Here is a 4,754-nt window from a genome sequence, read left to right on the forward strand (position 1 = left end):
GCGGCTGATCCGGTTCCACCGGGCCGCGCGGCAAGGAGATATATTGCCAGACCGGAGGGGCGCCGGGGGCGGGAATCTGGGCGTACACATTTCCTACACATCTTGTGATCCGACTAACGTTTGCCAGCCGTTAACTACCGCTCGCCGAGCATCTCTTTATATAAGGCAGTCTCATGGTTAAAGCGGATACGTCCCCCTAGCTAAAGCACAGCCAGCATCGAGCAACTCATCACGTTCTTCCACCGAGAACCCCTCGGCGTAGACGCGCACCACTGGTTCGGTCCCGCTAGGACGGACCAGCAGCCACGTGTCATCCTCGAATGACAGACGCAAGCCGTCCATATGACTAACGTTTTGCGGCACCTTGCCACAAATCGACTTGGGGTTTACGCCCGGCAGCAGGGTTCGTAACGTTTCGGCATCTTCGGCCTCAAGGCGCAAATCGCGTCGACCGTAACTCGTCTTACCAAAACTGTCCTCGAGTTGGTCGACCAGAACGCCCAAAGGCGCGTCCGTCTTTGCCATAAGCTCACACAGAATCAGACAGGCGAGGATTCCATCGCGCTCGGGCATATGCGCGGCGATGCCGATACCACCGGCTTCTTCGCCGCCTATGAGGACGCCGCCCTTCTTCATCTCCGCCGCTATATATTTGAAACCGACTGGTTTGACGGTCACGCGGCAGCCAAGCGCCTCGGCAATGCGACGTACGAGCGTCGAGCATGAAAGATTGACGACGACGCGCCCCTCCAAATTACGAAATTGAACCAAGTCGCCCAAAACGAGCGCCATGATCTGATGCGGATGTATATATCTGCCGCGCTCGTCAACCGCGCCGATACGGTCGGCGTCGCCGTCGGTCACCAGGCCAGCGCAAGCTCCGTCCTCGATAACCGTGCGCTCGCAAGCGTCCACCCAAGGTTCAACGGGGTCGGGGCAGATATCTTCTTGGTCAGACGCCTGCCCGGCGTGAATCTCGTGCGCCTCAACGCCAAGCTCGCGCAGCAAGTCGGCTAGATAGCCCTGGGCTGCGCCGCCCATGGGATCGACAACCACGCGCAGGTGCGCGGCGCGGATGGCTTCGGCATCGACAAATGATGCCACCGCCTGCATATAGTCAGGAATGATATCCGCGGTGCGATATTGCCCCTCGATCCCCATTGGCTCGGGAGCCATGGTCTCTTCGAGCTCTTCGATGACATCCTGGTTGGCGGTTGAGCCGTCACCCATGCGAATCTTGAGGCACAGATAACCCTGCGGATGATGGGACCCCGTCACCATGAGCGCGCCGCACGCCTCACCGTCATAAGCCGCCGCCCACGTAAGGGCAGGGGTCGGAACAGGTCGCGAAGCGAGCACGGCGTCCAGCCCGTGCGCTGCTAGCACGCCCGCCGCAAGTTCAGCGAACTCGCTCGCCAGGGGCCGGGTGTCGAACCCTATATATACTGTTTTGCCCGGATTGGTCTTTTGCCACAACTCGCCGACGGCATCGGCGATACGAGCAACGTTATCGGCAGTGAAGTCCTCATCGACGCGAGCGCGCCAACCGTCAGTTCCAAAATGAATTATCGCGCACACGCGCAGACACCTCACAGTGTTTGGATCATGGTACGCATGGGGTATACCCGCAACATGCACTCGGCAACCTGCCGGCACCAGCATTCACCATTTGGGCAAATGCTGCCGAGGACATGCAAGCAATAAAAAAAACCGCCCCGTATGGAGCGGTTTTGCCCTTTATATATCGAGCGCCTCGGCCATCGCGGCCGTAGTGATTGCCGTGGTTCCACAGCAACTGCCCACCATTGCGGCACCGGCATGTCTCCATTCGATGCATGCGCGCGCGAAAGCTTCGGGGTTCTCGTGCCATACGGGGCCATCCTGAGTCTGGACCGGATCGCCTACGTTGGGACGCACCGTGACGGGAGTAGTCGCCGATGCAACCATCCTGGGCACCGCCGCGTTCGCGGCCGCAAGCGAACAGCAATTAACACCAACCGAGTTTGCGCCGTGTTTTTCGGCGTACAAAACGGCCGCCTCGATGTTGAGGCCATCGCCCAACAGGTCGCCTTTATCGTCAACGACAAAACTCACCAGAACAGGCATGCCGTCGGCGGCATCTCGGGCGCCGGCAAGCATGGGCTGCAAATTACGGATAGACGTCACCGTCTCGATCAGCAGACCGTCAACGCCGGCATTGAGCAAGGCGTGCGCCTGTTCGCGCGCAATGCCTCGGATTTCACGATACTCGGCAGAGTCCTCGGCAAACCACTCAATACCGATCGGGCCCATCGAGCCCAGCAGCAGTTGCGGGTGCGCCTGGCGAGCATCGTCGACGGCCCCGCGATTGACCTCCGCCACGGACGGCGCAATCTGGTCGTGCTTGAGGGCATAGCTTGATGCCTGAAAGGTGTTGGTAATGAGCACCTGCGCGCCGGCAGCGACATACAAGCGATGGATACGAGAAACGGTCTGCGGCTCTGCCAGATTCCAAAACGCCGGTGGAATGTCGGCGGCATCGTACTCACTCAACAGAACACTGCCCATGGGGCCCTGCGCCAACAAGGTCTCGCTCGACAAGCGGCGCGCAAGTTCCTCGGCACCAAAGCGGTTGTAATAACTCGTATCCATATATATCCCGCTATTCCTCGACGCTGATTCCCTGCTTTTCGAGATAGGCGAGCCAGCGGTTCATCGTGTCCTCGGAAAGCGCATGCTCCATCATGCAGGCCTCGGAATCGGCTCGCTCAAATTCGACACCGAGCTCCTGAACCAAAAACGTGCGGATGAGGCGATGACGGTACCAGATAGCCGCACCAACCTCGCGGCCGCGATCGGTCAGGACTACCTTGCCGTAGTGCGATTGCTCGACAAGTTCGGATGCCTTGAGCGCCGAAACCGCTTTATTGACCGATGCCTTGGAGACGCCAAGGCGCTGCGCGATGTCGACCGATCGCACGCCGTTGGTTTCCCCCTCTTCGCTTTCAATGCGAACCATGCACTCCAAGTAGTCTTCGTTCGCCACCGTCAGATGTAGTTCGCGCGAGCTATTTGTCGTATCCATGATCTTCCGTCCCTTCTGCATTCAATGGCTGATTCTACCCCATCCAAGCGTCGTGGTATGCCGTGGCATACCGTGCTAGAGTTCTTGTTGCACACGACGACCAAGATTGGAGCGGTCTTTATGGAAAACACCACCACGAGCCCCGATGTCCTCGAACGCTTTTTGCGCTACGTCCAGATCAACACGCAGTCCGAGGATGCAAACTGCGACCAGGTACCCTCGAGCGCCGTTCAGTTTGACCTTGCCAACGTGCTGGTTGAAGAGCTGCGCGAGCTTGGTGCGGAAGATGCCCACGTGACCGAGCACGCCTATGTCTGCGCGCATATCCCCGCAAGTGCGGGCGCTGAGGACAAACCCGCCCTGGGCCTGATCGCCCATCTCGACACCACCGAAGTTGCACCGGGCGCCGGCGTGAAGCCGCATATCGTACACTACGAAGGCGGCGACCTGGTCTGCGGCACGGTTGACGGAAAGCCCGTTGCCATGAGTACCGCCAAGCTTTCCGCCCTGAATGACCTCGCGGGTGAGGACCTGGTCTGCAGCGATGGTACCACGCTGCTGGGCGCGGACGACAAGGCAGGCGTCGCCGAGATCATGTCGCTTGTCGCGCGTATCGCTCAGGACCCTTCTCTGCCCCATCCCGCACTCGGCATTTGCTTCTGCCCTGACGAGGAAATCGGCCACGGAGCCGAGCTGTTGGATATCGATACCTTTGGCTGCAAGTACGCCTACACGGTCGACGGCGGCCCCATCGGCGAGCTGGAGTGGGAGTGCTTTAACGCCGCCGAGGCGACCGTCCGCTTTGAGGGCCAGTCCATCCACCCGGGCGACGCTAAGGGCCGTATGGTCAACGCAGGCAATCTGTTCTGCGACTTCAACGCGTTGCTCCCCTACGTGCAGCGCCCGGAGTATACGGAAGGCTACGAGGGCTTTTATCACCTTGAGGGTGTATCTGCGACCGTCGATCACGCCACAGCGCGCTATATCGTCCGCGACCATGACGCCGCCAAGTTCCAGCAGAAACTCGACCTTATTGATGCCGCCGCCTCGATGCTCAACCAGCGTCTGGGTGAGGAGCGCGTGACAGTCGAGATTAAGCAGCAGTATCGAAATATGGCCGAGATCGTTCGTGACTATCCCGAGCTCATTGATGTTGCCAAGGAAGCCTACCTTGCCTGCGGCGTTGAGCCCCAAGTACTGCCGATTCGTGGCGGCACCGACGGCGCTCAGCTGTCGTTCCGCGGTCTGCCCTGCCCCAACCTTTCCACCGGCGGCTATTGCTACCACGGCGTCAACGAGTTCGTCCCGGTCAGTTCGCTCGTCAAGATGACCGACGTGCTCCAGGAGCTCGTCGCCCGCTTTGCATAAGCCTGGCTGCACAAGTCCAAAAGACGAATCGCCCCGTCCTCAACCAAGAACGGGGCGATTTTTTTACTGCAACGAGAATAGGTTGACGCACGCCAGCCTCTTAACGCAAGGAGTGTCCCAAACTGCCGGCACAAAAGGAACGTCCCCAAGTGCCAAGTGCATCAAGAGTGTCCCCTTTGACCAGTCGTTTAAGAACGTCCCCAATGACTACCCATGTGCCAAGTGTTACGCCGATGTTTTGGCACCGACAGACACTATGACCCAATCCGAGGGCACTAAAAAGACAGGAGCCCCCGCTCGTGACCGCGGGTCGGGGCTGCGA

At 59.5% G+C, this 4,754-nt stretch carries 4 protein-coding genes; 1 reads left to right on the forward strand and 3 read right to left on the reverse strand.

Going from position 1 to position 4,754, the window contains the following annotated elements; genetic code table 11:
- Nucleotides 1-177: 177 nt before the first annotated feature.
- From ACESUZ_RS09930 to ACESUZ_RS09940, 3 genes are all read right to left on the reverse strand, one after another.
- Complete coding sequence (locus tag ACESUZ_RS09930) at nucleotides 178-1,578, reverse strand: phosphoglucomutase/phosphomannomutase family protein (RefSeq protein ID WP_270226424.1); 1,401 nt, start codon at nucleotides 1,576-1,578, stop codon at nucleotides 178-180.
- Nucleotides 1,579-1,737: 159 nt separating this feature from the next.
- Nucleotides 1,738-2,631, reverse strand: coding sequence for a homocysteine S-methyltransferase family protein (locus ACESUZ_RS09935; RefSeq protein ID WP_117821432.1), 894 nt, complete (start codon nucleotides 2,629-2,631; stop codon nucleotides 1,738-1,740).
- A 10-nt stretch (nucleotides 2,632-2,641) separates the two neighbouring features.
- Complete coding sequence (locus tag ACESUZ_RS09940) at nucleotides 2,642-3,064, reverse strand: metal-dependent transcriptional regulator (protein ID WP_270226425.1); 423 nt, start codon at nucleotides 3,062-3,064, stop codon at nucleotides 2,642-2,644.
- A gap of 120 nt (nucleotides 3,065-3,184) precedes the next feature.
- Between ACESUZ_RS09940 and pepT the strand changes: the two genes are divergently transcribed.
- Nucleotides 3,185-4,432 carry a peptidase T gene (gene pepT / locus ACESUZ_RS09945; protein ID WP_373199891.1) on the forward strand — a complete coding sequence of 416 codons (1,248 nt, stop codon included), beginning with the start codon at nucleotides 3,185-3,187 and terminating at the stop codon, nucleotides 4,430-4,432.
- Nucleotides 4,433-4,754 lie beyond the last annotated feature (322 nt).

It is taken from the genome of Collinsella aerofaciens ATCC 25986 (genome assembly GCF_964239575.1).
In the GTDB taxonomy this organism is placed as follows: Bacteria; Actinomycetota; Coriobacteriia; order Coriobacteriales; family Coriobacteriaceae; genus Collinsella; species Collinsella aerofaciens_BQ.

Excerpts from the sequence above, each read along its gene's own strand:
- ACESUZ_RS09940 (WP_270226425.1), bottom strand. The coding sequence starts at position 3,064 with ATGGATACGACAAATAGCTCGCGCGAACTACATCTGACGGTGGCGAAC.
- pepT (WP_373199891.1), top strand. The coding sequence starts at position 3,185 with ATGGAAAACACCACCACGAGCCCCGATGTCCTCGAACGCTTTTTGCGC.
- ACESUZ_RS09935 (WP_117821432.1), bottom strand. The coding sequence starts at position 2,631 with ATGGATACGAGTTATTACAACCGCTTTGGTGCCGAGGAACTTGCGCGC.